The organism is Kosmotoga pacifica, from assembly GCF_001027025.1.
Lineage (GTDB): Bacteria > Thermotogota > Thermotogae > Petrotogales > Kosmotogaceae > Kosmotoga_B > Kosmotoga_B pacifica.
The window spans coordinates 1576637-1600588 of record NZ_CP011232.1 but is presented as its reverse complement, the minus strand read 5'-3'; the positions used below and the strand labels follow the sequence as shown (position 1 = coordinate 1600588).

The following is a 23952-nucleotide window of genomic DNA, read 5'->3' as shown; positions in this document are numbered from 1 at the left end:
ATCTTCCTGATGTTATTAAATTGAAAAAACAGCTTATGATGCATACTTCAGTTTGTAACCCTTGAACCTTTTTACCTGAACTATGAAAGCTTCGATTCTGCTCTCTATAATGGGCGGGAAAGGATTGCCATCAGACTCTATATAAATTATCGGGGCGTTTCCGAGATCCTCGAATATCTTTTTCAAAACGCCTTTTTTAATAATAGCTTCAGCAATTCGGCTTGGCATACATCCAAACGGACCTATTGAAACTACACCATCGTATCTTTCGCCAATTTCGGAAAGAGTCGTTCCCACAGTGAGAATCGTCTCACCCGTTAAGCTGGGATGAAGGTGATTTTTAGCAGCTTCGATTGTTTCTTCCACATCCATCATGTGTATTTCATAGAAACCTGTCTTTCCGAAAATTTTCTTCACCTTCATTTCTATATACCTTTTTAAGAGAATTTCGATTCTCTTCTTCAGTCTGTCAGTATGAGTTGAATTCGGCGAAGTCAGTTTTTTCAGAAACAGATAATCCGTGTAGTATATCCATTCATGTACCGGGGATATGTGGGTTATTATTCCGTTTTCAGCAAATACATCTTCCAATCTTTTTCGAGAAAACTCATCCCTTCTCACATATATTTCACCTGTTATTAGCACCTTTGGTGTTTCGGTGTAATTCCTGTTCTTTTCTATGGATGCAATAAGATCAGCCGCTCCTTTGAGTTTTCTAAAGAAAGTATACAGAGAATCGTTAGCAAGACTGTCCAGTATTTTTTCTTTTACTTTTTTCAGCAACGCTTTTGCTTCATGTTTGTCCTTCGCTAGAACTTTCACCGTGTTTTCAATATCCGTCAAAACATCGGAAACGATGACTGCGGTCCAGATTCGTAATTTGAACGGGAGCCCTAACCCCGTATAGGCGTTTTCAGAATTCAGGCTGAACAATGCGACGTTATCAGCGTGGTTGTTGTCCAGCCAGAGATCTATGAAAACCTTATACTGTCCAAAGCGACATGGCCCCATTGTTTCAGGAATGAAGTAAAGAATAATTTTGTCATCACTGCTGTTTCCATTAAGGTACTTTATCAGACTACCGAGAGTGAGCTGGAGTGGCAGGCACTCTTTAGAAAGAGAATTACCTCTACCTAACTTGAATTCTTCGATGCCTGGTATGGGACATACATCGGTTTTAACGTTGTGATATCTGAATGAAGCGGCTAAGCATTTTGTACTGAATCCTCCCATCGTTGGAAAAACCAGTCGGACCTTTTCATGGCTTATGGGAAACTTGCTGCCATCCGGTGTTATAACTTTCAGCTCTCCATTTTCCAGCTTCGTGATAGGTCTGGAGATCTTTCTCTTTTCTTTCGACACAGGAGCTTTTAGGTAGCTTCTGGCCACGTCGATGAACGCCTCTATTCTCGTTTCTATACCCGCATCAGCTGTGTGGCTATCCAGTTCCAGAATCAATGAGGGCTTATCGCCCATGATATCTCTGAAATACGAGATTATGAAAGAATCGGGTCCACAGCTGAAGTTAGTTATATACACGCCGAATAGCTTGGGATGCTTTTTCACGTATCTCGCAGCTTTTGTTATCATCTCTCCACAGGTCCAGTACATGTTACTGTATCCTTCTTCGCTTTCGTATGGTAAGGCATCGAGGTTTACTATCAATACTCCTCTGGATGCAAACTTTTCAGGGATTCCCATGTTGGCATGTGAGGAGAAAGCGTTGTAAGATCTTCCAAAGAGTACTATACCGAATTCTTCTTTCTCCAGATCCTTTAAGAAACTTTCACCGATTTTCTTTATCTTTCTTTTCAGTTCTTTGAAGTCCTTCAAAGTTTTGAGATAGGCATTTTTTCCTTCCTCTCTTTTTATTCCAAGTTTTTCAGCAACCTCCTCAAACTTTTCGACCTCGTTTTCGTATCCATTTGAAAAGTCAAGGTTCATTTCCAGAACATTTTGAGGTTCAAGATCTGAGAACGCAGACTTGAGGTAATCCGGCTCGCTCTGCACAAACGGGCAGAAAACGTTGTAGTTTCTGGAGTTTTCCACCTTCACTCCTCTTATTCTTGGGAGAAAAACGTAATCCGGATTTCTGGCAAGAAGGTCGTACATGTAACCGTGTGCCATCTCAACAGGGAAGCAGAACTCCGCGTTTTTTAGATCCCAACCCCTCTTGTCTGAAACTTCTGGAATTATTACTCTGAACCCAAGATACCTGAAGAAACGATAAAATAGAGGAAATAATGTGGTCATAGCTAGTGACCTGCTGATCCCGATGGTCTTCTCTCCGGAGTTTCCTTTCATGTTGAAAATTATCTCTTCTCTCTTTTTAACGTAGTTGTACCCTTCGGTATTTGTTACTACATGTCTGACTATGTTCTCATAACGATTACAAGCTCCACCAAAGGGAAATCTCTTGCCATTTATCTCGATGATCCTTATCTCGCACTTTCTATCACAGCTATTTTTCCCTCCCGAACAGATGAAGGTTCCTTTGTATTGCACTTCTCTATTTGCAAGCTCACGAAGGTCAAAATCCGATGATTTCAGAAATCCCTGCGTTATATTCTCTTTTACTATCAATGCGACACCGTATGCACCCATCAGTCCGGGATGGGGTGGTATCACAACTCTTTTACCAGTTAATGCAGCCATTGCAGCAGGTACTGCACGGTTGTAGCACACTCCTCCTTGCATGATGATCTTCTTCCCCACTGACCTGTTGCCTTTCACCCTGTTCAGGTAGTTCATACAGATCGAATAGACCAGGCCGGCACATATGTCTTCCTTGGATAAACCTTCGTGAATGGCGGTTTTAACATCACTACTTATGAAAGCTGCGCATTGATCACTGAAGTTGGGAGGACTTTCACTTTTAAGTGCCAGATCTCCTATATCCAGGTAATGTACCTCCAGAGATTCTCTGGTGGCTTCTTCCAGAAATGATCCCGTTCCGGCGGAGCAGGCTTCGTTCATGCTGTAATCTGTCGGGACACGATTCACAAGATAAGTATATTTGGCATCCTGGCCTCCTATTTCGAATATCGTGTCTACCTCAGGGTCAAAGTAAGCCGCAGCTCTGGCATGAGCTGTTATTTCGTTATACACCGCATTGGTTTGTGAATGCAGACCCACTATCTTACGTCCAGAACCGGTGATACCCACACCGATGATTCTGAGATTGATTCCATTCAGTTGCTTTATCAGTTCGTTATAGCAATTCTTTACCGCCTTTATTGGGTCTCCTAAGGTTCTCAAATATGAACCGGTGAGTATCGCGTTGTCTCTCAATCTGACCAGAACTGCTTTGGTGGTTGTTGAACCTACATCCACACCGAGGATGCAAACATCGTCATTTCTCGCTTTTTCAAAATTCATTTTTTTGAATTCCACCATGTCGAGGAACTTCTTCAAAGGCGCATGTCTGGAAAAACTGGATGACCTTTTCATGAATATCTTGCCTTGAACTTTGAAAACAGATGTGCTGTTTCTCTTTCCCCACACATGCGCACCAAAAGCTTCAAAAAAGAGAGCTTCATCTGGGATCACTAAATCAATTCGCTCCAGGAGATGCTTAACCATCACTTTGTTTCTTGCAGTTCCTCCAACGAGCATGATTTTCTTCACACCACTTTTATGAACAAGCTCCATTACTTTCTCTGCCATAACTTTTCCAAGACCGTTCAAAATTAGTTCTTTGGGCACGCACTTGTTGAGAGCATGTGTGCAATCACTTTTGCAAAAAACAGTGCACCTGGATGAAAGCTCGTAGCATTCATCAACCTCAATGGAATTGGCGAAATCCAGGGACACGTCCATCCTTTTCAACTGTTGCAAAAAGAATTCACCCGTGCCAGATGCACACTTACTGCCAGTATATATTCCAGCTATCAAACCCTTTTTATTGAGTTTGTAGAGTATAAAGTTCTCTCCACCAGCGCTCACAATACCTTCTACGACGCCGTATTTATCCCTGAGTGCATTGTACGCAATTTCTGTTGCTTCAACTTCTGGTATCTGGGGAAGTTTCACCATATTTTTGGCTTTCCTGCCGGTGACAATGACATTTCCGTCTCTCAAGAAACGTGGTATCAGTTCTTTCAAAATCTCCATGGGATTGCCATGGTGAGAAACGTTTTCCCCCTTAATTCCGTCATAATATGAGATACTACTCGACCCCACACATACACCAAAACTTTTTAAATCCATCTCTTACACCTTCACCTGAGCTTGTTTATCTTCCAAGCTCGCAAAATCTTTCCAAACCAAGAATCTTAGGAACTCTAACATTGGTTTCCACGTATTTCCTGTATGGCATAGTATATACCACTTGTTGTAATAAATATCGTACGGCATCTAGCATTCCCAGCGTGCGTGATGTTACGTCCAAAAGGAGCAAGATCCCGAAGAACAAAGGTGAGCTCGAAGCATGTATGCTGTGTAAAGCGAAAGTCCTACTAAAGATTAAAATAAAATTTTGTCTTTGTCTACGGTTTAAATTTTCGCTCCAATGCTGAGATGAGTGAACGTACAGTATTTTCCCGGTAGGCTAAAACGTTCAGGGCTTCAGACAAAGCTTCAGGATCCTTAAAATATCCTTCTGCGTCTTTCATATTCTTCTTAAAGTAATCAGCGAGCCTCTCTAGGTTGCTCTTCAACCATGGGAACTTACCACAAACATTTTCAACTTTTGCGGTATTACCGATTTCTACGGCTTTATCAAGCGTTTCAAGTTCGGAAACCAATTCTGTAACTACCTCTAACCAGTCCTTAATGCCCATGCCAGACCTTTGCCGAAATACCCGGGTAACCCACATTTTCCTGAATAGATCGAGTTCATTGGTTTCCTTGTTAACCACTTCCAGGATTTTCTTTACTTCTCTAGCAAGCTCGATCGCTGATTTTTCCCCGGTAGTTTTTTCAGAAGATGACATAGTTGGAGCAGTGCCATCGACTTCGAATTTAGATTGCGGTGAAAAGTTCAAAAGGCCCGCTTTGGCGAGAGGCTGAAAGGGATCGACGACCTGACCGTGGTAATCGCGAGCGTGGACAATGGCGTATGCAAAACCTGCGGCGCAATCCTCAGCCGGCATCAATCCATTATAACCTGGATTTGGACTCATATTGATGAACTCCTGATAGGACATGCCGTATTTTGGTGCTAGTGCCTGAAACGCCCGATTCCCTCCAGGTGTATCTACCATCCCGGGGGCAAAAACAAAGGCTGACACACCAGTCTCTTCACTCAATTCACTCGCAAGGGATAGGCCAAGAGACTGCAGGGCGACTTTTGATGCAAAATAGGAGGCCATATACGGCATGCCTTCGCTTGATGTGAGCGTCACGATAACGCCTTCCTTGCGTTCGAGCATCCCTGGCAAAAATGCCTTGATACCCAGTACCGCACCCCGCAGGTTCACAGCATAAACCTGATCCCAGGCCTCGATAGGGAGCTCCAGTATGGTACCTGGTCGGTAGATAATGGCGTTGTTCACCAGAATATCCACCTTACCAAAGGTATTAAAAGCTTTTTCTGCTAATGCCTGGATGCTTTTTTCATCACCGACATCGGTTTGGACAAAGAGGGCTGTGCCTCTTTCTGAACGAATTAAAGCCTCAACTTCAAGCCCTGTATCCCTGATTTCAGCAATGATAACCTTAGCTCCCAACCATGCCAGTGCTCTTGCTAACTCTTTACCGATTCCTTGTCCTGCCCCTGTGATGATTGCCACTTTCCCCGCAAGGGCAGTACGAGATAACCCCATTTTTTCGATCAGCATCTCGATCCTCTCTGGTTGGATATTTTATTCAAGTTAACAATTTTATCATAACAGATATAGGTTGTAGGTTGTGTGTAAAGACCGAGAGTCGTTTGCCGTTGTCCGTTTTCCGTTGACCGATAAGAACTTTCTTGGGAAGAGCGGGTTTGGGGTGTAGAACGAACAACCTACAACCAACCACCGACAACGGTTTCTTACATCCGCCAAAGGCGCAAATCCGTCCCGTAGGAACGCATAGCCACAAAGAGCCGTTTTCCGTTGGCCGTTTTCCGTTATCCGATAAGAGCAAAAAAGCGATGTTATATATAGTATCGGCTTTTATACTACTTTGTCCTCTTTTATAAGTTTTATCATGACAATTCAATCCGTCTTCGTGCTTCCATCTCCAGCGTGGTCGGCGTGTAATCAAAGGTTTCTACCAACAACTGGTGGTCAACAGGAATTTGAGCCGCAATGTCCTGTGGAAAATTATTCATTAGTTTGACGAATCCCAGAAGGTACCGCAAATATGGGTTGAAAGGCCAAACAAGAACCGACACTATCTTTAGGGGGAGCAGTGGGATTTTTCTGAATCTTATAGTCTTACCGGTTACGTCAGAAATACGCTTTGCGGCCTCCGGAAATGAGAGCGCCTCAGGCCCGGTCACTCGAAAGCGCTTCCCACCCAAGTCATATCTAAGCACTGTTTGCGCTGCAATCTCTCCTAAATCCACGGGTGAAACAGTAGGAAGGGCAGGTGGACCTCCTCCGGGTACTGTCATAGTGTCTCCACGTATCATGGCAAAGAAAATCTCCATTGAAGGGGCAGCACCCAGAACAGTCCAGTTAAATTCTGATTTGGCAAGTGCTGCTTCGATCTCAAGTTTGATCTGGGCACTCCCAAACTGAATATTGAGTTTTCTAAGCAAATCCTCTCTGATGTCGTAAACAGAAATATACACCAGGCGAGACACACCTGCTTTCTGAGCCTCCTCCATGACCATAAGAACGGAGTCTCGCTCAATGAGTTTCAATTTCCTAATTAATTTTGGGGTGAATGCAGACACACTGATAACAACCGCTTTTACTCCATTCAATGATTCAACCACCGATTCTCTTGATGTGATATCCCCTTCAATGATTTTAGGTCCGTCGCCCAGAATCTTGCGGGCGTTCGCGGCGTTCCGGCTCAAGACTCGGACAGGCTCACCTTTTTCCAGGAGACTCCGGACAATGTATCGACCGTAGTGCCCCGTTCCTCCAAGAACCAAGATTGGTTTATTCCCCGTATTATTTCTCATTTAATCTATCACCTATCTTTATTGAAGTTAGTCGATATTGCATATAATGTTCCCAGCATAAAAGAAGTTTTTCGAAGCAAAAATTTGGGTGAGTGCCGTAAGGCACGAACCTTTTATGCTGTGTTAGGCGATGCTTCAAACAAAAATCCATTGTCATTTATCTTCCACTTTCACAAGGCGTTTACCTATAAAGTTTAATTTAAATTTTCTAATGTCTTCTGGGGGGATTATTTCTCCTTTTGGACTCTCAAAATACAGAGCATCGAAGGGGCATTGAACTATGCAAGCACCGCATTGCACACACTGTTCTGCACTCGGCATTGTTGCAATATGTCGATTCCTATCCATTTCATAGCAATTCCTTGGGCAAACTTGTTCACAAAAACCAGCACCTTTGCATTTCTTCTCATCAAGAGTAACCTTTAACAATCTGTCTTCGTGTAACCCACTTTTGTAAACAGGAGTGCTGCCCATCAAATCAAAGCTTACAATAATGACTACAATGAGTGACAAGACGCCCCAGCGAAGTATAAACCCTAAGGAAGAATAACCAACTAAAATGCTATACCCGATAAGAAAAAGCATAAAGAATCCCCATAAAATCAGCGGAATACGACTGAAATCAAAGATCAAGGTATATCTGCTGAAACTCATTCTCTTCCTCTTTGGATTGAGCCACTTAGAGTATAAAGGGAAGGATAAAAAGATTAAAAACGGCAATCCCCATAAAAGGGTAATTACTGGGATGATTGCCTCACGCCAAAGAAAAATCATTAAAAGAGCTGCAATGGCTGAAAATGGGAATGCCCACATAGCAGCTATTTCAATCCGTTGGGTCCAGGAGAACTTTACTTCCCGCATTTCCGATGTTTTCTTGAGCTTGTTTTCCATAAAGGTAGGAATATCTTTTGCATAAACCGGACCCCAGATAACCTTCCAGCCTGTCTTTTTCTGGATGTTTCTCGATTCAATGCCTGTAGCAGCAAGCTGGGGCAGTATCACTTTTCTATGATCCACAAGTTCTTCAACTCCACTGGTTTTTAGGATTGAAATAACATCGTGATTTGTGAAAAGGCCACCTGTGGCAGCACACCATACATTGATTCCTCTGCTATTAGCAACAAGAAGATAAGCATTCATCCCCTTCAATGATCTTTTTACTCTTTCCACAGTCAAATGATAATTGCAGGTTGCAAAAACAGGTGAATTCCTGTCCGGATTCCCAATTTTGATTAGACCTGTTTTACAAGGAAAAGGAAAGCCTCTCAATAAGGTTTCAACAGTATTCACAATGATATATTTGAGCATATTCATTTTGCTCCCTCTTTAGGCTTTCTTGCGTATAACTCGATAAAATTCTCCATTTTATTCAATCGGATTGACACTATTAATAAACCTGCTTCTTCTATTTTTTCTGGTAAATTCTTTACTGCCTTTGTAGTAGTTTGCGTGATAAGGTATGTAATTATTACAAGAGGTACCCTTATCAGCCAATTGAGAATCCTCTTTAAAGTGCTTTTGGGCCTTACTTCATCTGCAATAAGCAGGAAACCTCCTGGCTTCAATAGTCTTTTTACTTCTTTCAGGGTATAGATTAATTCATCTTCAGTCAATTCAGAAAAACAAAGACCATTCATCACTACGTCGTAGCTTTCTGATTCTTCGTCTCCAAGCTCAACAACACCCATCTCACATAACTCTATATTTGTTGTAAGGTTTGCCTCACTTACCCGTTTTTGTGCAATTTCTAACATTTGAGAATTGACATCAATCCCCTTGACCTTTGCATCTTTCTGAGCAGCTCTTAGTGTCAATGCTCCAGTCCCACAGCCAAGATCAAGGACCCTCTGCCCCTTTTTTATATGAGATGTTAAACGATCATAAGCCTTATCCAATCTCCCAAGCGTGAGAATGCGAATGCCCTTATCATACCTACTTGGGGCAGATTCAAGTATCTTCATTAAGATATATGTGCTCATTGAATAACCTCCTAAGACTTAAAATGCCCGAAATTGCATCTAATGCTTCGCGGGTACATGAAGTTTTGTGGAGCGTAGTGAAGCAAAATTTGGGTGAGGGCTGAAAGCCCGAACCAGATATACGCTGTTAGGCGGTGCTCTGCTACCTGAGCTAATCTACTGTAATTGACTTCTTAAACGTGAGCACATAGTGTAGAACACTTCCGTATCCGCTAACTAATTCGTAACCAGCATCTTTGCACCAATAAATCACCGTTTTTCGACGAGGATAGTCTGGATCCGGCAAGAATTCGCCTATTGCCAATAAGCCGTTATCTTTTAGAACACGCTTGATTTCAAGCAAAGCTTTTTTCTTATCAGGGATTTCAGCCAATACCGTAATCATAAAAACTCGATCAAAAGTGTTATTTGAAAAAGGAAGTTCATAGGCGGATGCTACTTTTGTTGTCACATTTGCTATTTTCTTTCTCTGAAGCCTATTGTTAAGTTTTGAAATTACGTTTGGCTGTACATCTATAGCAAAGACTTTTCCTTTTTTACCAACACGTTTTGCTGCCTCAATCGTAAAAGTCCCAGGACCAGGACCTATTTCCAAGATGCACATACCATCTTGAATGCTTATCCAATCAACTACTTTCGCAGGTGGCTGTATTCGTCTTCTGACAGGATTGTCAATGAAGCGGGCAATAAATGCAGGGATCGGAAAGTGGATAAATCGGCGTATAATCCTAATTACAACCTCGACGAAGATAAACCCACCTATCAAGATAACAACTATCCAAAAAAGTATCGTAAGTATTACGGAAACAACAGACATCATATTACTCTCCTATGGCACAATGTCGCCTAACGTTTCAAGCATTCCTGATGTGAAGCGTACCGCAGGCCTGGCGGACTTTTTATTGTTTGCCACCTTAAAACGTTCTGCAAAAGGCGTAACAGAGCGAAGTGTTGGGAATATTCTGTTAAGCGAAGTTGAACGCTGATTCTAACAATTCACCTTTTTTCTTATCCGAAGTGACAATTTCCGGCTGATTAAAATCGTTATTATCAATCGCAACACTTGCAAATAAAATTGGTTCTGCTTCTTTCAGGTAAAGCTTCTGTCCAGGTATATATTTTTCTCTATATCTCTCTTCTACCTTTTCTTCTGATCCAAATAATATTGATCTCACGATGAAGCTCTTTTCAAAACAACACTAAAATCAGAGTGTATATATAGAGTATACTCTCGGATTTCAGGTTTTAACAAGAATACACCGTCAATTGCTATGCGTATCGGGTGTGGCCTATTGATCTTTGATATCTCCTCAACTAAAAACTCAAGAAGTTCATAACGCTTCAATACAATCATCTCAAAATTATTATGGTAAATCTAAAACCGCCTGATGTCCCGCTTTTTTGAGACATCAGGCGCTCAAATAGCAAATTGAAAGGACTCAACTCAGATAGTTTTTACTTTCTTATAACGGCTTTTTTGCCCAATAAATAGCGCGATACGTAGTTTCGCTAATAGGGTCGCCTTTGTAATTTCCATATCTCTGCTCAATAACAAATCCCGCATCAGTTATCCACTGCTCCATTTGTTGGACAGTAGGAATGTGTTTAACATAGTTCTCTTCTTTGCAAAAGGTCTCGCCAGATTTTAATGTAATTTCATACCTACGCGTGCCCGTGACTAATTGCTTTTGTGCATCATATTTTTCGTCTATGAGGAGATAGCGTCCATAAGTTCCTCGTCTATCAGTGCCCTCAAAAATCACGCGTTCCCCTGGTTGACCAAAAAATTGTTCGGGATGGGCAAAAGAATTAGTATCCAGATACATATACCCACCAGGATTGAGTGCTGAATAAGCTTTCTGGATAAATTTTTGTTGGGCAACCTTATAATCATTATCGGATACGATATTAAGCAGGATGTTACCTGCCAGGATTACAACATCATATCCTTCACCCCAGTTAACTGTAACAGCATCTGTTTGAATTATTGTGATGTTTTCCAGTCCCCGGGTTTTTTCAAAGAGCTTTGCTAACATCAGGTTGTCCATATCCAATCCGGTCATTATATGCCCGGCTTTTGCCAATGGTACGAGGATACGACCGCTGCCACAGCCCACCTCAAAAATACGCTGTCTTGTACGCGTGCCAATCATTTTCTTAATCATCTGAACATCATCTATCTCGGTTACTGTCTGTTCGTATAGATCCACTATCCAATGATATAAATACTCATCATACTGTTTAGCTTCCACAAAATTACCTCCCTGCCAATCCTTTAAGCAAAACAACCCTCTCTTCTACAATTTTTTTGTGTTGTTCTTCTGTCCATGCAGGATTTTTATTCTTCCAAAACTTGTCGCATGGAATTTCTGTACATTCTCCACAATGCTCTAACCCCTTATCAATTACACAGCATTCATAAAAATCACAAATCTCAAGTCCCACTTCATGCAACCAACATGGCTTGCCCTCTATAGCACGGCATCCCGGGCAATCCTTTCCATAAATTCTGCAATCACTACAAATGCATCCACATACTCCAATAACTTTTTCCATAACAATTCCCACCCCTTTCTTAATAGTAAACAAATGATTACGCTGATGTACTTTGGTTATTTATCTAAAAAACCTTCATAGTGATGGCATATAACTCATTCATATCCAACAAGCGACCAAGCATTTTCATTCTTCCAATAATACTTCACCGTAGTAAAATATTTCTTGATGTCTTCATTTTTATCCCTTCTTTATAAGGATCTTTATCTTTTATATTAATAATATACCATTCGAGATTAGAAATATCAAGAATTAAATTAGAATTTTTGTGCTTTTCTTTCAAAAAATTTTTAGAGCAACGAAGGAAATACCTGTTGTATTTCATATGGGATTTGTTAGTTTTCCTTGAGTATTTCCTTATTGAAAGTTCTTTTGGTAAAGATATAAGATATAAGGTAAAAATGTAAAGCAAAAAGTCAAAGACAAAATCAATTTTTTTCTTACTGGGTAGGTTGGATTAGGTTTCATTAGAGAAATGACTGACTGAAGTTAATAATGGAAAGAACTACCAATAGAAGGCCATATGAGAAGAAAGAGCTGCAACTTTCGCATTTGAAAGAACTCGAGAAGCTTTTACCGGAGCATTTTGTTTATTTTTCGTGGAAAAGCAAGGAAGAGGAATGGATTGCAAATAATCTGGGGGAAGCCAACAAAAACAGGACGCTTGTGAGGCTGGATAGACCCCGAAACCCGAGAGCCGTTTGCCGTTGTCCGTTGACCGATTCTTGGAAAAAGCAGGCTTAGGGTATGGGGTCTGGGGTCTAGGGTGCAGAACGAACAACCTACAACCAACCACCTACAACAGTTTCCTACATCCGCAGAAGGCGCAAATCCGTTTCGTAGGAACGTATAACCACAAGGAGCCGTTTACCGTTGGCCGTCTTCCGTTAACCGATAAGAACCCTCTCTTTCGTTTTCTTCACCTACAACCAACCACTGACAACGCGGCTTACAGCCGCCTCATACCACTATGGTTCTTACAAAAACCGAGAATCCGAAAGCCTGAGAAAAACTGTTGTAGGTGGTAGGTTGTGTGTTGTGGGGAAAGACAAAAAAGCCATTGTACAAAAAGTCTCTAACGTACAACCTACAACTGACAACCTACAACGATGATGAGCGTAGCTCAGTGCATCATTTGCGAAGCGAATCCCACCATCAACAAAAGTATTAGCCGTTTTATCAATCCCGGGACCTTAGATCAATTACTTCAGGTATTTTCCTTCCGGTATGAGAATCCGGAGATTCGGATTTTGTTTCAACTATGAGTTCGTCCTTTTCGATAGTATCAAGAATGAAGGTATCGAGCCTTTTTAAATCTACTTTTGAACCTTCTACAATCCGTATTTTTATGCGGTCGATGCTTTCTTTCGTGTCGATCTCCACACCGAGAAATACTCCCTCAACCACTGCTTTTGAGAAGTATTTGGGATAGAAATTGTTTCCTGCGGCTTTGAACATGTTATCTTTTCTACCGAGAATATAGTCTATCTTTGCTGCTCCAAAGGAGCAATCACAACTATCATCTACGAATCTAGTTATATCTCCTATTCTGTATCTTATCAGCGGCATACATTGAAAAGCGAGTGTTGTCACCACAAGCTCGCCGTATCCATTCTGATCCGGGTTGAGTATTTCAACCCAGAACAGGAGATCGTTGAAGTGGTAGCCCTTTCCTTCGTTGCACTCTACTGCGAACGTTCCACCAAATTCCGTTGCACCATACCCGTTGATAGTCTTCGCACCCCACACGGTTTTGATCCATTCCTTTGTTTCCCTGGGAATATGTTGCGCACCCGTTTGAAACCATCGGATCTTCGGTAGCTCTTTTTTGCATTTTTCAGCGAGTTTTGTTATCGCAATCAACGAGGACGGCAGTATCCCAACTATTGTGGGTTTGTAATCTATGATCTTTTCGAATATAACCTCGGGTTTCTGATGACTCACGGGGATAACAGGAACGCTGAGCATTTCAAGGGCGTTTTGAATGATCAAACCGGGAACCCAAATTCCATAGCTGTAAGCATTGAGATAAAGGTCGTTCTTTTTCACGCCCATTTTTTTCAAACCGTAGGCTGTGGTGAAAGCTAACAAAAGGAAATCTTCACGGGTAAATCCAATTTTCTTTGGGCTTCCAGAACTGCCAGAAGTTTCGAAATAGATGTCAGGCTTTTTGCATACGAAATCTTCAGGATGACTCTCTAACTGTTCGGGATAGGTGAAAAAGTCGCCGAGGTCCTCGGGAGTTCTTATCTTTTTGAGATTGAATCTCTCAAGATGTTCGCGATAGAACTTCGAGTTGCGGCAAATTTCTTGTATAAGTAGCATAAAGGCTTCCTGTTTGTAGGTTTCCTTGAAGCTTTTTTTGTTGTATAAACGCGTTCCGAGCTTCCAACTCCAGGGAATCCTATACTTGGAACGAAGCTCGGGCGCTCCAAGAATACGCTTTACAAGCCATCTGCTCATTTCTGATCAACTCCATGACAACACTATCCTAACACAGCGAGCCCTTGATTCAGAGCTTTTTGTAGAGCAAATACAAGTGAAGAAATTAAGGTTCTTTCATTTCAGACTCGGAATTCATTGTCCAATCTAACAACTATTTTCACAAGCGCAAAATTAAAATACTTTTTCTTACTATCAATCTTCCTGACTTGAGCATATAAATCCCCGTTGCGTTTATAGAATACAAGTTAAAGCTAACAGGTTTAGAAAGAATTTAGAGTTATCTTGAATTTGGATTCCGCAGTCTCAGGATATGTATGTCGAGTTGATGGACTAAACAATAAGAGATGAAGTTTTTGAAAGATGTGAATTATCGTATTTTCGTGGACAATCAAAACACACGAAAAGATTATTCTGTTCTCAAAAAAATATAATGCAACATCTCTTGAATGCAATCAACAATGGTGCTCTCTCCTACATGAGACGGTGAGGATTGCTTATGTAATTGAGAATAAACCTCTAAGGAAAGAGAATATTAATCATCATTGAGTCTGAATAAGGTTGGTTTTAAAACTATGGTGTGCTTAAATATCTCATGTAAACGTTTACGTAAACGTTTTCAGGAGGAGAATATGAAGTCCAAACATGTGAGTATTAGAGATGTTGCGAAACACGCGGGGGTATCGATAGCTACTGTTTCGAGGGTTTTCAACAAAACCTCTTTTGTGAGTGAAGAGTTGATAGAAAAAGTTCTAACATCCGCTAAAGAACTCGGTTATCATCCAAACAGAGTTGCTCAAAGCCTTAGAAAAGGCCAGACAAAAACGATAGGATTTTTGATTCCGGATATTGTTAATCCATTCTTTTCCTCCATGGTTAAAGGGGCCGAAGACTTCTTGAAGTCTCTCGGATACATCATCTTACTTTGCAGTTCTTCGGGGGACAGGGAAAAAGAGAACGAGCTCCTCGTCACTCTTTATTCAAGGAAGATAGATGGATTGATCGCAATAACCCTTGAGGAGAATAACCCTTTGATAGATTCTGCAATTTCCCAAAAGGTTCCGACAATTCTGATAGATAACGTTGTAAATCGGCCATTCGTTTCGTGTGTTGCTTCTGACAACTATGGTGGTGTTAAGAAATTAATGAATTACCTTATAGAAACCGGGCACAGTTCATTTGCTTTTTTAAGTGGTGATCCTATCATTTATTCCGCTAAAGAAAGACTCAAAGCATTCAAAGATACCGTTAAAGGTAAAGACGACTTCGAGTTTGAGATTCTTTTTGGAGAATATACATACGAAAGCGGCATTGAAATGGTAAGAAAGTTGAGTCGCATTCCAGATGCGGTCGTTTGTGGAAACGATATGATCGCTTTTGGAGCAATGGTTGAACTCGAAAGGCAAGGATTTCGGATACCACAAGACGTTTCTGTCACTGGATTTGATGACATACTGTTTTCCAGGATGAGCCAACCTCCCTTGACAACTGTCAGACAGGATGCTTATTTGATGGGACGGGCTGGTGCTGAACTATTGATTAACGCGATCAATGAGGAAATCAAAAATGAAGTCGTCCTTTTGGAGACAACCCTTGAGATTAGGGGGAGTACTCGTGAAAGAAAATGATCCCATCCTGATAATGAAAGGGATTACGAAACGTTTTCCTGGTGTGCTTGCTCTGAATAAAGTGGATTTTCAGTTAAAACGCGGAGAAATACACGCCCTCGTTGGTGAAAATGGAGCTGGAAAATCAACCTTGATAAAGATTTTGAGTGGAGTACATACCCCAGATGAAGGAGAAATAATTCTTGATGGAAAATCTGTCAGTTTTACTGGCCCTATTCATGCCATCAAAGTGGGGATTTCGGTAATTTACCAGGAACTGAATCTTGTTGAGGATCTCACGGTTGCGGAGAACATATACCTCGGAAATGAAGGGGAAAGTTGGTTCAATTTGCGGAAGAAGAATATTTATAGACGAGCTTCTGAATTACTTGAGAAACTCGGATTTTCCATTTCCGCGACGGAGTTTGTCCGAGATCTGAATGTTTCGGAAAAGCAATTGGTTGAAATCGCAAAAGCCCTTGCAACCAACGCACGCATCATAGTTATGGATGAACCTACTGCTACACTTACTGAACATGAAACTAAAATGCTGTTCGATCATGTAAAGAATCTCAGGGCAAGAGGCGTTTCGATAATTTTCATATCTCATAGGTTGGAAGAAGTATTTGAGATTGCCGATACGGTTACTGTTTTAAGGGATGGACTGAGAATCTCTTCCGATGAAATTGCCAATTACACTAGGGAACGTCTCATTACGGATGTCGTAGGTCGAAAAATAGAGAATATGTTTCCCAAAGAAAATAAAGTTTCTGATGAAATTGTTTTTGAGGTTCAGGAACTCAATGTGCCCGGTTACGTACACAACGTAAGTTTCGATGTCAGGAAAGGTGAGATATTCGGGATTGCCGGGCTTGTTGGAAGTGGTAAAAGCGAGATCGCAATGGGAATCTATGGAGGCTTGAAGGCATTTGCGAAAGAATGCAGGCTCCTCGGAAAAAATTTTCCGATTCCAAATAGGCCCGATATCGCTCTCGAAAAGGGAGTAATTCTCGTGCCAGAAGATAGAAAGAGCCAAGGTTTGGTGCTTGTTCTGAATGTACTCGAAAATGTTGTCCTCCAGAACACGAAATTTATCTCCAAATTAGGGCATTTGAATTGGAAAGAAGGCAAAAAGATCACGAGCGATCTGGTGGATCGTCTCGAAGTAAAAACGCCTTCTATCAGGCAGAGAGTATCGAACCTTTCAGGTGGTAACCAACAAAAAATTGTTCTCGCCAAAGGGCTTTTAAGAAAACCAAGGCTAGCCATCTTTGTTGAACCTACGAGAGGAATAGACGTTGGAGCCAAAGTTGAAGTTTATAAGCTCATGAATGAACTGGCAAACCAGGGGGTTGGAATTATAATGATTTCCTCGGAACTTCCAGAAATCATGGGAATGAGCGATAGGGTACTCGTTATGCACCGGGGAGAGCAAAGGGAAGTTTTTGAACGTTCAGAAATGAGCCAGGAAAAAATTATAGCTGCTGCAATGGGAGGCTGAAGAAGGTGTTGAAGAAGATCATTGACTTTTTCAGAAAATTTCCCATAATTGTGGGGTTCCTGGGAATTGTGGTTTTGTTCAGCCTTTTGTCTGATCGGTTTCTCACGCTGTCGAATTTTCTAAATGTTCTCAGGCAGATTTCTATAAACGCAATCATGGCCTTTGGTATGACTTTTGTAATATTGTCTGGCGGGATAGATCTTTCGGTTGGTTCTGTTTTCGCCTTTGCAGCGGTCGTAGGTGCTTCGATTTTGAAAGGCGGCTCAATATTGTGGGGAATACTTGCTGCTCTTGGTGTTGGGGCTGCTATGGGTACATTTAATGGTTTTATAATTGCACGAATGAATCTTCAACCTTTCATAGTTACACTTTCTACTATGGCAATTGCGAGAAGTTTTACCCAGGTTTATACACAGGGTAGACCAATTACCGGATTGCCGGCTGCTTTCAGAGAACTAGGTAGAGGAGAATTGCTTCAGGTACCAATTCCAATTTATATAATGGCAGGCGTTTTCATTGCTGGGTTTTATATTCTGACAAATACAAAGCTCGGATTGTACACGTATTCAATAGGTGGAAATGAAGAAGCCACAAGGTTGAGTGGCGTCAAGGTTAATCGTTACAAGGTCATTATTTACATGATTAGCGGACTTCTTTCAGCGTTGAGTGCTCTAATCTTAACGGCGAGGTTGAATAGCGCTCAACCAATATTCGGGATGGGATACGAACTCGACGCAATCGCAGCAGTTGTATTGGGAGGAACAAGTCTTTCTGGTGGTAAGGGTTCAATAATTGGAACATTATTTGGGGCTCTGGTAATGGGAATTATAAACAATGGAATGAACCTGGTAAATGTTTCGCCATTTTACCAGCAGGCGGTAAAAGGTGCAGTAATACTCCTTGCCGTTATGGCTGAACGAGCAGGTCAAAAATAAAAAGGGGCTATATGCCCCTACTCTGAAAGGGGAGGGTTTTGTATGAAAAAGGTACTGGTGTTACTTAGTTTCCTGCTCCTGGTTTCAGTGTTCACATTGGGAGCAACCTACAGGATAGGTCTATCTCTTTCAACGCTCAACAATCCGTTCTTCGTCACTCTGAGAGACGGTGCATTGGATATGGCAGATAAGCTGGGAGTAGAAGTCATAGTTGCAGATGCCCAGGATAACCCGGCGAAACAGCTCAGTGATATTGAAGACTTCATCCAGCAGCGTCTTGATTTGATAGTCATCAACCCAACTGACAGTGATGCGATCGTAACGGCAGTTGAAGAAGCAAATGATGCTGGAATTCCTGTGATAACAGTAGACAGAGCCTCCAATGGTGGAAAGGTTGTTTGCCACATCGCTTCTGATAACGTTGCCGGTGGAAGAATGGCCGGTGAGTTCGTAGCAAAGCTCCTTGGTGGGAAAGGCAAGGTTGTTGAACTGGAAGGTATAGTTGGAACTTCTGCTGCGAGAGACCGCGGAAAGGGTTTTGAAGCGGCCATAGCAAAGTATCCGGGGATTAAGCTGGTAGCGAAGCAAACCGCTAATTTCAACAGAGCGGAAGGATTAGTAGTTATGGAAAATATTCTCCAGGCGAATCCCGATATCGATGCTGTTTTTGCTCAAAATGATGAAATGGCACTTGGAGCAATTGAGGCGATCAAAGCAGCCGGATTGCTTGGAAAGATCTATGTAGTCGGATTTGACGCTATCGATGATGCTATTGAAGCAGTCAAAAAAGGTGAAATGGCTGCGACAATTGCTCAACAACCTTACAAGATGGGAGAACTTGCGGTTTTGAAAGCGTTTGAATATCTTGCAACAGAAACTATCTACATTCCTGTTGATCTAAAACTCGTTGTGAATGAGTAATGGGAAGGGTGGGGGGATTTCCCCCCACCCTTTTTCTCTCATGGAGGGATTTATATGATAGCAGTAGTTGGAAGCAACAATGTTGACGTAGTCCTCACTGTTGACCATTTCACACGTGCCGGCGAAACTCAAAAGTGCACAGCATTAAACTATTTTCCCGGGGGAAAAGGTGCCAATCAAGCGGTAGCTGCTCGAAAGTTGGGAGCAGAGGTTTATTTCCTGACATGTGTAGGCAATGATGGGAGCGCACAGTTTGCTATTGAAAATTTAAAAAAGGCCGGCTTAGATAAAGGTATCAAAGAAGTTGATTCTCCTAACGGTATGGCGATAATTGAAGTTGAAGCTTCAGGTAACAACCGAATAGTAATCTATCCCGGCGCAAATGCTTATCTCACTGAGAATGTTGTGGAATCTGCTAAAAACGAGCTTTTGAAAACCGACATACTTCTATTACAGAATGAGATTCCGTTTTCTGCGACACTCCATGCTGCTCATATATTTCACGAAGCGGGAAAACTCGTCATTTTCGATCCAGCACCCTCGAAAGATATAGGGAAGGAGATCTTCCAATACGTTGATATAATTACCCCAAATGAATCGGAAGCGGTTGCACTGGTGGGAGATTTACCACCAGAGATGTTGATTAAGGAATTGAAGAAGCTGGGCTGTAAAAATGTACTGTTGAAACTTGGTGAAAAAGGAATCATCTTCTCTGGAGAACTGGGTGAATTCTCTCTTGATGCTTTTAAAGTTATTGCGATAGATACAACAGCCGCTGGCGATACTTTCAATGGAGCCCTCGCTGTGGCTGTCGAAAACGGGTTCAACATAATCGATGCGGTTAAGTTTGCGAGTGCCGCTGCTGCTATTTCGGTTACTCGGAAGGGAGCGCAACCATCCTGTCCCACACTTAAAGAGGTCAAGTCCTTTCTTAATGAACGCGGGGTGAGGGTATGAAACGAAGCGGGATTATAAATAGAAAGATTGCCAGAATAATAGCAGAAATGGGGCATACAGACAGAATAACGATTTGTGACTGTGGTTTTCCAATACCGGATGGTGCTGAAGTTGTAGATCTATCGATCACCAAAGGGTTCCCCCGGTTGATCGATGTTCTCAGAGCGTTGCGAGAGGAACTTATTATAGAGAAAATAATTTTAGCGAAAGAGATTGTGGATAAAAATCCAGAAATGCATAACTTGGTTTTAGAACTCTTTTCGAATACGGCAGTCGAGTATGTCGAGCATTCAGAATTCAAGAAAATCGCCGCTGCTGATTCGAAAGCGTTCATTAGAACGGGAGAAGCCACTCCATACTCGAATGTTATATTATCATCAGGTGTGGACTTTTAGACATATAAAAAATCATAACCTATTTCCGGACTTTAAAATCTGTTTGATCAGTTTTTCCAAGGTTAAAATGAAGCTTAGCTTTTTGTCTTCCCTTATCCCATCTCGAAACTCGTGGCTTTATCATCAAATGATATATTTGAGAGTAATATACCTACCTGATTAGGAGGCATCATGATGGCCAGAGGATATGTTCATGTCTATACCGGAAATGGGAAGGGTAAAACAACCGCAGCGTTAGGATTGGCTTTGAGGGCAGTATGCGCAGGGAAGAGGGTTTTCTTTGGACAATTTGTGAAAGGGATGGATTACAGTGAACTGAAAGCGGTTGATTTTCTTCCAAACTTTGTTATCGAGCAGTTTGGAAGAGGGTGCTTTATACACGGTAAACCCGGAGATGAAGACATAAAGGCTGCCAAAAATGGCCTCGGGAAACTCAAAAAGATACTTGAGGAAGGAAATTTTGACCTTGTGGTGATGGATGAAGTTAATATAGCACTCTATTTCGAACTAATAACTTCTTCTGAAGTCATTGAAGCTGTGAATAATCGCGCGGAACATGTAGAAGTAGTCCTCACTGGAAGATACGCCCCTCAAGAGGTTATCGATCTTGCCGATCTTGTTACTGAAATGAAAGAAGTAAAGCATTACTATCAAAAAGGTGTTGAAGCACGAGAAGGAATCGAATTCTGACTTTTCGTTTACGGTTTCTTTCTACGAATCAAAAGGTGAAATGCGTTCCATATTTTGGCACGAATTTGCTTAACAAACATTAGATAATCATGTTTAATAATAAAGGCTTTACATTCATTGAGGTTTTAATCATTCTCATTATTATCGTTGTTCTGGTCGCTGTATTATTTCCTTCAGCGATGAATACAATAAGAAAATCAAAAGTACTTCAGGTTGCTCAAAACCTGAAGAATCTCTCTACTGGATTTGAAAATATGGTTTTAATAGATGGCACTCCTCCTTCATCCATATACGAAATTGGAAGAGATGTTCAGGATGACTATGGAGTGGTTTACGAAGAAAATAATGGTATATGGCTGGTGGTCGTATATTACATTGGTAAAGATGTCGACTATGACACTCTCAAAACGATACTCCCCGATGTTACTCAAGATTACGTCTCGTTGACTTCCCCAACAGTACTGTCAGGAAGTGCTCCGTACTCAGATGACACTGGAAACATTTATTATAGCTATGTCATTTTGACCACTTATAAAGCTCCAGAAGCGAATGTTGTGATCACGAACATCGAGTATGCTACTAACCCTGAAATAGTTCATATAAAAAACCTCGGAACAGCTTCTGTGAATCTCATTGGTTGGAAATTAAAAGACGATTCAAATTATTTCGTGTATACATTTCCAAACTTCACTCTTGACCCTGGAGGAGAAGTTCGGGTATATTCAGGCAAATCTCCAATGCCCGAAGGGGAAAACAACTTGTGGTGGAGCGGAAGGTTCATATGGAATAATTCCGGTGATACAGCTTATCTTTACGACTCTGCTGGCGCGACAGTGTCCACATACTCGTATTGAAGATGGAAATGGATTTCCTGCTTCTTGTTTTCAAAACAATATGAGCCATTAAAATTTCTACCAACAGTGGGGTTTTATTTCATGCTTTCCACAATCTCCTTGAGACCACTAAAAACATAGAACGGCGGGTCTTCAGGTACCATATCCATCGTTGTCTCGCCCGAAAGCACGAGAATGGTATCGACTCCAGTTCTTAGACCACATTCGATATCCGTGTAAAGTCGATCTCCTATCATGACAACTTCATCTTTCTGGACATCGTAGTCTTTTATAAGCATCTCGAGAATGGCCGTGTTGGGTTTGCCTATAACATGGTCGGGATCGCGTCCAGTAGAAGCTTTAACCAGTGCTATAAAACTGCCCACGTCGGGTATAGGACCGTGCTCTGTAGGACAGTTTATGTCAGGATGTGAAGCTATATACAGTGCGCCATGCCTGACGAAGTGGCAGAACCTCTCGATCTTCTGGAAGTTCAGCGTTTTGTCGTAAGTCATCACGACTATATCGGGATCTTCATCGTCAAGTTCTATCCCGCTCCAGCGAAAGAGGTTCTCCACAGAAGGAACTGCCAGTAAATATACGCTCTTGTTTGAATAATGCTCTTTCAAGAATCTTATCGTGGCCTCCGCTGAGGTGTAGATATCAAAGTACTTTCCAGAGACACCGAGCTTCTCTATTTTGTCACGATATTCCTGTTTCGTGGCAGATGAGTTGTTAGTCAAAAAAACCAAATCCGCCCCGACTTCATACACCTTTTCAACGAATTCAAGGCTGCCAGGCAACAATCTATCTCCGAGGTAGAACGTGCCATCAAGGTCGAGAACGAAGAGCTTTTTACCTTCAAACATACTATTCCCCCTTTGCCAGTCTTAAAAAGTATATAATATATTGAAGCAACCGAGTTAATGATATTGCTATGGAGGTAAATCGTTTGAAAGGTCTTGTGGGGAGAGTTTCAATGATACTGCTCGTTTTGACGATTATATTTGGTGTTTATAGTTTCGTTCTTGAACCCGAGTTTATTACCGTCAGGTACCTTAAGCTTTCAAGTGATAAAGGGCTGAAAGTACTCTTTTTTAGTGATTTGCACATGAGCAATTTTTACAGCTTTCACGAACGTCTTATCAAGAAAATAGAAGAGCTGAACCCAGATTATATCGTGTTCGGTGGAGATGCTCTCAAACCAAACACGAACTTTGACGACCTCGAGAGATTCTTCACAGCCCTGTGCGATATCGCGCCTGTGTACGCTGTCACCGGAAACTGGGACTACAATAAACTTGACAGAGTTATTGCTATGTATGAGTCTTCCGGTGTTCATTATCTCAATGGCGATACTGTGAAACTAAAAGGCAAAAAAGGGTATATCAACCTCGTTGGTCTGCCTCTTAACAAGAAATATTCAACTCCTGCCAAAGATAATATCGTGCTCGTGAGCCATTATCCCCACGCTGTGGCAAGATATTACGGTCCCGACCCAATAATCTCGATTTCAGGGCATACCCATGGAGGGCAGTTCTATATACCGGTACTTTCGGACATCTTATTGAAGAAAGAATACCCTATCCTCAAGGGAGAAGGGAAATTTGGTTCTTATAGGGTGTTTGTTTCCAACGGCACTGGTTCGTGGTTTCACTTGAGATTTCTTTCACCTCCTCAGCTCGTTGTGCTGGACTTTTAAGTATTGACACCTAAAAATGTCGGTGTTATAATGTTAGAGATATATACCCATAGGGGGTATCAGGAGGTGAAACGATGCATCTGAAGGTAACCGTGTACTCTACCCCTTCTTGCCCATGGTGCAGAAAGGTGAAGCAGTATTTCAAATCCCTCGGTATACCTTTCAAAGACGTGGACGTGAGTAAGGACCCGAGAAAAGCCGAAGAGATGTACCGCAAAAGCGGTCAAATGGGAGTTCCTGTTGTTGTCATAGGAAACCAGGTTATAGTCGGTTTTGACAAAGCTAAAATCGATAGAATTCTTGGCATTGCGTAAAACGCAGAACAATAATAAGAGGACGGTAAACACCGTCCTCTTTTTGTTTTCACGTAGTCG

General features: G+C 41.7%; 22 protein-coding genes. 11 read left to right on the top strand and 11 right to left on the bottom strand.

The genetic code is table 11. The features are described from left to right. Nucleotides 1-33: 33 nt before the first annotated feature. The 9 genes from IX53_RS07445 to IX53_RS07405 form a co-directional block, all read right to left on the bottom strand. Nucleotides 34-4209 (bottom strand): acyl-CoA dehydratase activase, encoded by a 4176-nt coding sequence (locus IX53_RS07445; protein ID WP_047754809.1) that lies wholly within the window; start codon nucleotides 4207-4209, stop codon nucleotides 34-36. Between the two features lie 278 nt (nucleotides 4210-4487). Next, nucleotides 4488-5780, bottom strand: a complete 1293-nt coding sequence (locus tag IX53_RS07440) for an SDR family NAD(P)-dependent oxidoreductase (protein ID WP_053001246.1) — start codon at nucleotides 5778-5780, stop codon at nucleotides 4488-4490. Nucleotides 5781-6130: 350 nt separating this feature from the next. Then, nucleotides 6131-7060: an SDR family oxidoreductase gene (locus IX53_RS07435; protein ID WP_047754808.1), complete on the bottom strand. Its 930-nt coding sequence runs from the start codon at nucleotides 7058-7060 to the stop codon at nucleotides 6131-6133. A 153-nt stretch (nucleotides 7061-7213) separates the two neighbouring features. After that, nucleotides 7214-8374, bottom strand: coding sequence for an HgcAB-like fusion protein (locus IX53_RS07430; RefSeq protein ID WP_179944391.1), 1161 nt, complete (start codon nucleotides 8372-8374; stop codon nucleotides 7214-7216). Continuing rightward, nucleotides 8371-9039 carry a corrinoid protein-associated methyltransferase CpaM gene (cpaM, locus tag IX53_RS07425; protein ID WP_179944390.1) on the bottom strand — a complete coding sequence of 223 codons (669 nt, stop codon included), beginning with the start codon at nucleotides 9037-9039 and terminating at the stop codon, nucleotides 8371-8373. The genes IX53_RS07430 and cpaM overlap by 4 nt, the downstream gene beginning before the upstream one ends. A 151-nt stretch (nucleotides 9040-9190) precedes the next feature. Next, nucleotides 9191-9856, bottom strand: coding sequence for a class I SAM-dependent methyltransferase (locus IX53_RS07420; RefSeq protein ID WP_053001245.1), 666 nt, complete (start codon nucleotides 9854-9856; stop codon nucleotides 9191-9193). Nucleotides 9857-10004: 148 nt separating this feature from the next. After that, nucleotides 10005-10214 (bottom strand): nucleoside/nucleotide kinase family protein, encoded by a 210-nt coding sequence (locus IX53_RS07415; protein WP_047754807.1) that lies wholly within the window; start codon nucleotides 10212-10214, stop codon nucleotides 10005-10007. A 288-nt stretch (nucleotides 10215-10502) separates the two neighbouring features. Then, on the bottom strand, nucleotides 10503-11291 hold the full coding sequence (locus tag IX53_RS07410; protein ID WP_047754806.1) for a class I SAM-dependent methyltransferase: 789 nt from the start codon (nucleotides 11289-11291) through the stop codon (nucleotides 10503-10505). A 4-nt stretch (nucleotides 11292-11295) separates the two neighbouring features. Continuing rightward, a complete protein-coding gene (locus tag IX53_RS07405; protein ID WP_047754805.1) occupies nucleotides 11296-11595 on the bottom strand; it encodes a DUF3795 domain-containing protein in 300 nt (99 codons plus the stop codon). Nucleotides 11596-12090: 495 nt separating this feature from the next. Between IX53_RS07405 and IX53_RS07400 the strand changes: the two genes are divergently transcribed. Continuing rightward, nucleotides 12091-12339, top strand: coding sequence for a hypothetical protein (locus IX53_RS07400; protein WP_047754804.1), 249 nt, complete (start codon nucleotides 12091-12093; stop codon nucleotides 12337-12339). A gap of 435 nt (nucleotides 12340-12774) precedes the next feature. Here IX53_RS07400 and IX53_RS07395 read toward each other — a convergent pair whose 3' ends face one another. Beyond that, nucleotides 12775-14058: a phenylacetate--CoA ligase family protein gene (locus tag IX53_RS07395; protein WP_047754803.1), complete on the bottom strand. Its 1284-nt coding sequence runs from the start codon at nucleotides 14056-14058 to the stop codon at nucleotides 12775-12777. Nucleotides 14059-14669: 611 nt separating this feature from the next. On the opposite strand from IX53_RS07395, the gene IX53_RS07390 reads away from it, so the two are divergent. The 8 genes from IX53_RS07390 to IX53_RS07355 all read left to right on the top strand — a co-directional run bounded on the left by IX53_RS07390 (nucleotide 14670) and on the right by IX53_RS07355 (nucleotide 21897). Further along, complete coding sequence (locus IX53_RS07390; RefSeq protein ID WP_047754802.1) at nucleotides 14670-15665, top strand: LacI family DNA-binding transcriptional regulator; 996 nt, start codon at nucleotides 14670-14672, stop codon at nucleotides 15663-15665. After that, entirely contained in the window at nucleotides 15652-17145 is a 1494-nt protein-coding gene (locus IX53_RS07385) for a sugar ABC transporter ATP-binding protein (RefSeq protein WP_156173135.1), read from the top strand. Before IX53_RS07390 ends, IX53_RS07385 begins: the two co-directional genes overlap by 14 nt. Nucleotides 17146-17153: 8 nt before the next feature. Next, on the top strand, nucleotides 17154-18080 hold the full coding sequence (locus IX53_RS07380) for an ABC transporter permease (RefSeq protein ID WP_047755534.1): 927 nt from the start codon (nucleotides 17154-17156) through the stop codon (nucleotides 18078-18080). Nucleotides 18081-18122: 42 nt separating this feature from the next. Beyond that, nucleotides 18123-19001 (top strand): ribose ABC transporter substrate-binding protein RbsB, encoded by an 879-nt coding sequence (gene rbsB, locus IX53_RS07375; protein WP_047754801.1) that lies wholly within the window; start codon nucleotides 18123-18125, stop codon nucleotides 18999-19001. 54 nt (nucleotides 19002-19055) lie between these two features. Continuing rightward, on the top strand, nucleotides 19056-19958 hold the full coding sequence (rbsK, locus tag IX53_RS07370) for a ribokinase (protein ID WP_047754800.1): 903 nt from the start codon (nucleotides 19056-19058) through the stop codon (nucleotides 19956-19958). Then, complete coding sequence (gene rbsD, locus IX53_RS07365) at nucleotides 19955-20353, top strand: D-ribose pyranase (RefSeq protein WP_047754799.1); 399 nt, start codon at nucleotides 19955-19957, stop codon at nucleotides 20351-20353. The genes rbsK and rbsD overlap by 4 nt, the downstream gene beginning before the upstream one ends. Nucleotides 20354-20527: 174 nt before the next feature. After that, on the top strand, nucleotides 20528-21043 hold the full coding sequence (gene cobO / locus IX53_RS07360) for a cob(I)yrinic acid a,c-diamide adenosyltransferase (protein WP_047754798.1): 516 nt from the start codon (nucleotides 20528-20530) through the stop codon (nucleotides 21041-21043). A gap of 89 nt (nucleotides 21044-21132) precedes the next feature. Then, a complete protein-coding gene (locus IX53_RS07355; RefSeq protein WP_047754797.1) occupies nucleotides 21133-21897 on the top strand; it encodes a lamin tail domain-containing protein in 765 nt (254 codons plus the stop codon). 74 nt (nucleotides 21898-21971) lie between these two features. Here IX53_RS07355 and IX53_RS07350 read toward each other — a convergent pair whose 3' ends face one another. Continuing rightward, on the bottom strand, nucleotides 21972-22745 hold the full coding sequence (locus IX53_RS07350) for an HAD-IIA family hydrolase (protein ID WP_047754796.1): 774 nt from the start codon (nucleotides 22743-22745) through the stop codon (nucleotides 21972-21974). 83 nt (nucleotides 22746-22828) lie between these two features. Between IX53_RS07350 and IX53_RS07345 the strand changes: the two genes are divergently transcribed. Further along, complete coding sequence (locus IX53_RS07345; protein ID WP_047754795.1) at nucleotides 22829-23578, top strand: metallophosphoesterase; 750 nt, start codon at nucleotides 22829-22831, stop codon at nucleotides 23576-23578. Between the two features lie 74 nt (nucleotides 23579-23652). Beyond that, nucleotides 23653-23892: a glutaredoxin family protein gene (locus IX53_RS07340; RefSeq protein ID WP_047754794.1), complete on the top strand. Its 240-nt coding sequence runs from the start codon at nucleotides 23653-23655 to the stop codon at nucleotides 23890-23892. Nucleotides 23893-23952: the final 60 nt, after the last annotated feature.

Bases quoted from the DNA above. Each gene is read 5' to 3' on its own strand.
- cpaM (WP_179944390.1), bottom strand. From the start codon at position 9,039: ATGAGCACATATATCTTAATGAAGATACTTGAATCTGCCCCAAGTAGG.
- IX53_RS07340 (WP_047754794.1), top strand. From the start codon at position 23,653: ATGCATCTGAAGGTAACCGTGTACTCTACCCCTTCTTGCCCATGGTGC.
- IX53_RS07390 (WP_047754802.1), top strand. From the start codon at position 14,670: ATGAAGTCCAAACATGTGAGTATTAGAGATGTTGCGAAACACGCGGGG.
- IX53_RS07400 (WP_047754804.1), top strand. From the start codon at position 12,091: ATGGAAAGAACTACCAATAGAAGGCCATATGAGAAGAAAGAGCTGCAA.
- IX53_RS07395 (WP_047754803.1), bottom strand. From the start codon at position 14,058: ATGAGCAGATGGCTTGTAAAGCGTATTCTTGGAGCGCCCGAGCTTCGT.
- IX53_RS07440 (WP_053001246.1), bottom strand. From the start codon at position 5,780: ATGCTGATCGAAAAAATGGGGTTATCTCGTACTGCCCTTGCGGGGAAA.
- rbsB (WP_047754801.1), top strand. From the start codon at position 18,123: ATGAAAAAGGTACTGGTGTTACTTAGTTTCCTGCTCCTGGTTTCAGTG.
- IX53_RS07420 (WP_053001245.1), bottom strand. From the start codon at position 9,856: ATGTCTGTTGTTTCCGTAATACTTACGATACTTTTTTGGATAGTTGTT.
- IX53_RS07430 (WP_179944391.1), bottom strand. From the start codon at position 8,374: ATGAATATGCTCAAATATATCATTGTGAATACTGTTGAAACCTTATTG.
- IX53_RS07350 (WP_047754796.1), bottom strand. From the start codon at position 22,745: ATGTTTGAAGGTAAAAAGCTCTTCGTTCTCGACCTTGATGGCACGTTC.
- cobO (WP_047754798.1), top strand. From the start codon at position 20,528: ATGGCCAGAGGATATGTTCATGTCTATACCGGAAATGGGAAGGGTAAA.
- IX53_RS07355 (WP_047754797.1), top strand. From the start codon at position 21,133: ATGTTTAATAATAAAGGCTTTACATTCATTGAGGTTTTAATCATTCTC.
- IX53_RS07435 (WP_047754808.1), bottom strand. From the start codon at position 7,060: ATGAGAAATAATACGGGGAATAAACCAATCTTGGTTCTTGGAGGAACG.
- rbsK (WP_047754800.1), top strand. From the start codon at position 19,056: ATGATAGCAGTAGTTGGAAGCAACAATGTTGACGTAGTCCTCACTGTT.
- IX53_RS07445 (WP_047754809.1), bottom strand. From the start codon at position 4,209: ATGGATTTAAAAAGTTTTGGTGTATGTGTGGGGTCGAGTAGTATCTCA.
- rbsD (WP_047754799.1), top strand. From the start codon at position 19,955: ATGAAACGAAGCGGGATTATAAATAGAAAGATTGCCAGAATAATAGCA.
- IX53_RS07405 (WP_047754805.1), bottom strand. From the start codon at position 11,595: ATGGAAAAAGTTATTGGAGTATGTGGATGCATTTGTAGTGATTGCAGA.